The sequence below is a fragment of the Microcystis sp. LE19-84.1B genome (assembly GCF_027531875.1).
In the GTDB taxonomy this organism is placed as follows: Bacteria; Cyanobacteriota; Cyanobacteriia; order Cyanobacteriales; family Microcystaceae; genus Microcystis; species Microcystis panniformis.
The window spans coordinates 1-4,282 of sequence record NZ_JAPZSR010000003.1 but is presented as its reverse complement, the minus strand read 5'-3'; the positions used below and the strand labels follow the sequence as shown (position 1 = coordinate 4,282).

The following is a 4,282-nucleotide window of genomic DNA, read 5'->3' as shown; positions in this document are numbered from 1 at the left end:
CCAACCCAAACAAAAAACACCAAAACCAACAAAAAAAAAAAAAAAACAAACACAAAAAAAAAAAAAAACATAACAAAAAAAACACAAACATTAATAATTAACAAAGATGTTATGAAGGTTACAGCGATTTGATAGAATTTCAGAATGGGGTATTCTATGCTTTTTTGGCTGTAATTTTTAATTAGTTTGGGTTTGGGGTATTTGGGGATGTGGGGATGGGGGTATGTGGGGATGTGGGGAAGGGGGTAAGTGGGGAAGTGGGGAAGTGGGGAAGTGGGGATGTGGGGAAGGGGGGAAGTGGGGAAGTGGGGAAGTGGGGAAGTGAAGCATTTGGCTGAAATTTCCCTAAACCCCTAAACCCCTAAATCCCTATCATCCCAAAACCCTATCACCCTATATCCTGACTCCTGACTCCTGACTCCTAACCCAATGTTGGACAAAGATAACTAAATTTTATTGATTGAGTGCAAAAACTTGAGAATATTTAAATTAACATTCCGCAATATTTATAAATTCTTAAGAATTAATTGAGAAAGATTTTTATTTAACAACGATGTTCCAGTGGTAACAGCGATTTGATAGAATTTCATAATGGGTTATCTTGTGCTTTTTTGGGCAGCAACGGTTGAAACCCTTGCCACACCTAGAAGTTGATCCTAATTAAGACGGGTAAATGAGTCAATTTCACCCATAACGATGATCTTTTTTTTGTGTAGTTTTATTGCAAAAAAAAAGTTTTTTTGACAAAAAGCACAAAGTATGATAACAACCCAATGTATTTCTGGCTGCCAGCAGTTATTGTAGAGTGGGAGTTGGGGAGTATTTTCAGTGTTGCCAAAGGCACGGCGTAGCCGTCCAGTAAACAGTGAACTGAAAACTCGCATCTGATAACTGATAACTGATAACTGATAACTGACTTCTAACCCGACAAAAAACCTTTTTGGCAAACCCTAAGTTAAATAAGCGATAGTTACTCCCGAACCGCCCTCATTTTGGGGTGCTAATTGAAAGCGTTTTACCTGGGGATGACGGGATAGGAAATCGTGAACACCTTGACGCAATTTCCCCGTACCTTTACCGTGAATAATCCATAATATACCCGATGGGGTAGCCCTGACGATCGCCTGTTCGATATCCGTTTCTGACTCTGCCACCCTGGAACCGCGAATATCGACGGTATTATTAGCAGTACGAATTAAAGGAGTCTCCTGGGGTTTTGTGGGAGTTTGGGGCAAATTTTTGGCAGGTTTTGGCGCAGTTTCCACTTTTTGACCATCCAAAGACTCAATCTGGTCTAAGGGTAGGGTCATCTTCATCATCCCGAAACGCAGGGAAATCTCCTCTGATTCCGGTGAAATTGCTAAAACTTCGGCAGTTTGTCCCAAATTGGGCAAGCGTACCCTTTCCCCCACTTGCGGACGATAATTAACCTTAGTTTTTTCCGTTTTTGGTAATAACCTTTCTGCGATCGCAGTTAATTCCTCTGTGGCTTTTTGGGCATCTCTACCGGTTTTTGTTCCTGATTGCAATCGGCGAATAACGTCATTAATCTCTGCTTTTGCCGATAATAAAGCCTTTTGTATCTCCTGCTCCTGATAACGCTTTAATTCTCGCTCTCTCTCCTGTAGAGAATTAGCCCGCGTAGAAACTTCTGTATAAAATTTCTCCGTTTGTTGGAGTAATTGACTAGCCTCCTTAGCTTTTGACTCCTGTTCCCGTCTTTGCGCTTCCAAACCAGCAATTACTTGATTTATCTCCTCCGATAACCCTCCCAGATGATTTCTCGCTTCGGCCACAATTTCAGGACTTAATCCCAAACGCTGGGCAATAGTTAAAGCATTAGAACGCCCCGGAATGCCCCATAATAGTCGATAAGTGGGGGAAAGAGTGCGATCATCAAACTCTACCGAGGCATTTTCAAAGCGAGAATCTCGATACTTCAACGCTTTTAATTCCCCGTAGTGAGTGGTAGCCACCGTCAGTAAACTATGATCAGCGAGGTATTGTAAAATAGCGATCGCTAAAGGACTTCCTTCGGCCGGATCCGTACCTGCTCCCACCTCATCGAGTAAAACCAAGGAACGAGAATTTAAAGCCGCTAAAATGCGGACAATCCGGCGAATGTGACCCGAAAAAGTCGATAAACTCTGTTGCAAAGACTGTTCATCCCCGATATCGGCTAAAACCTGATCGAACCAAGGTATCTCTACCGGTTCCCGCGCTGGAATAAACAAGCCCGCTTTCGCCATTAAAGCCGCTAATCCGAGGGTTTTTAAAGTAACGGTTTTTCCGCCGGTATTTGGTCCGGTGATGGCAACAACGCGAATTTCTGGGGTAATCTGAACATTTATCGGTACGACCTCCCCCCCCTGTTCGTGGTGTTTTTGCCACCAGAGCAAAGGATGACGCAAATTCCGTAAAGTAATCGTTTCCGAACCATCGATAAAGTGGGGGGGATTACCCTCTAACCATAAACTGTAACGGGCCCTAGCGGTGGCCAGATCGAGCCTAGTAGCGATCGCTAGTAAATATTCTAAATCCTCAAAAGCTTCGGCGATCAGATTACTTAACTGCCGCAGGATTTTTTCTTCTTCGATTTGTTCCTGACGACGATATTGCCGCAGTTGATTGCCTTGGTCAACGATAGAGTGAGGTTCAATGTAAAAAGTCGCCCCTGTGCTGGAAGTATCGTGAATTATCCCGGGTATTTGCTCTTTTTGTGCTGCTTTGACGGGAATCACCCAGCGTTCGCTTCTTTGGGTAATGACTGCTTCTTGGATAGCACCGCCCTGCTTTTGCATGATATCCTGTAATTTTCGGTAAATTCGCTCTCTAATCACCTTCATTTGTCCCCGAATTTCCCGTAATTGGGGACTAGCGCGATCGGATATGCGGCCATCTTCATCGATACAACGGTGTATTTCCTGTTCTATCTCTGGATAGGTGCGAATTTCGGCTACCAACTCCTTTAAAACTGGTATATCTTCCTGTTCGTCAATTAAACGCCGTAAACGTCGCACTCCGGCTAAAGTCGTGGCAATATTTAAAAGTTCCTGTCCCGATAATAAACCCCCCAGATGCGCCCTTTCTAGGGCATCGCCGATGTCGCTAATCCCATCAAAGGAAAGACGGCTATCTAATTTTTGTTCTAAGCTATAAACTTCTTTGGTTTGGCAGAGTAGGTTTAAACTTTCCTCTTTGCTTTCTGGTAACGGCAATTGACGAATCGCGATCGCACCGAGTTTAGTCGCTGCAAAAGTAGCTAGGTGTTGACATAGCCGCGGCCATTCCAATAATTCTAGGGTTTCGTCTTGAATCAATTTTGTAGTTTTTTATAATACGCTTTGTATTCCTAGTCTAACCAGATTTGGTCTGATTAGGTCGAGTTCTACTGATAACTGATAACGGGTGCATCTCAATTTGGTCGAAATATCTAGATGATATTTGGGGCGCACGCGGTGCGCCCCTACCATTGGCCCGATGATATTATTTATTGTAGGGGCGAATTGCATTCGCCCTCTTTGAATGACTTCTGCTGCTCACCAATATGTGAGAGAAAGTCACAAACGTGAGATTCACCCCTGATCACTGATAACTGTATCTAAATTCCTTTCTGGAGAGAGAATTGCACCTGTTTAAATTCTTGTTTTAAACGTTGTTTGAGTTTGTCGGGGATGGGACGGGAACCGTAGGCGGTATAATAACCTGCTACAGAGTTTAAGGCTGTTTGCATAGTTGTGAAAGAACGCAAACCCCCGGATTTTTTATCTCGTCGGTAGAGGGAGATGTAATCGTTGATTTGTTCCTTTGCTTGCGACTCAACTGCCGCTTTATTCGGGTCATCTTTGACTAAATCAAGGGCTGTGGTTAAAGTTTCAATCACCGTCAGGGTATCCTTTCCATAATTACCCGTTAACCCCGAACTACTAGAACAACCCATCAATCCGATGACCAGGACGAGAACCAAAGCTAATAAGCGAGAAATGTAAGGTTTTAGAGACATATTTTCAACACCATAAGTTAATCCCAAGTCACCTTATCCTATCAGGAAACCGTGACCAGTTCTTCATGGGAGTCAACTGGCTGCAAAAATCAGGGGTCAACTGGGGGGTAAATAGCCCAAATATCTGGACTTCCCCCCTATAAACATACTAGCTATGGCTAAAAGTCTTACAGAGCCTGAGTTCAAGCAATGAAATACTAATGAACTACTGGACACAAAATCCTGAAGTTCTTACGCCGATAGGGTTTGAGGCAAAAATTTTCAAATTTGACCTTTAGA

Annotated in this window: 3 protein-coding genes; 1 reads left to right on the top strand and 2 read right to left on the bottom strand. The window is 43.3% G+C overall.

The window, feature by feature from the left end; all coding sequences use genetic code 11:
• The first annotated feature begins 215 nt into the window (after positions 1 to 215).
• A complete protein-coding gene (locus O9324_RS00045) occupies positions 216 to 338 on the top strand; it encodes a hypothetical protein (protein ID WP_288139157.1) in 123 nt (40 codons plus the stop codon).
• A gap of 612 nt (positions 339 to 950) precedes the next feature.
• Here O9324_RS00045 and O9324_RS00040 read toward each other — a convergent pair.
• On the bottom strand, positions 951 to 3,320 hold the full coding sequence (locus O9324_RS00040; protein ID WP_288139156.1) for an endonuclease MutS2: 2,370 nt from the start codon (positions 3,318 to 3,320) through the stop codon (positions 951 to 953).
• 281 nt (positions 3,321 to 3,601) lie between these two features.
• Positions 3,602 to 4,003 carry a photosystem II protein Psb27 gene (gene psb27 / locus O9324_RS00035; RefSeq protein WP_151695118.1) on the bottom strand — a complete coding sequence of 134 codons (402 nt, stop codon included), beginning with the start codon at positions 4,001 to 4,003 and terminating at the stop codon, positions 3,602 to 3,604.
• Positions 4,004 to 4,282 lie beyond the last annotated feature (279 nt).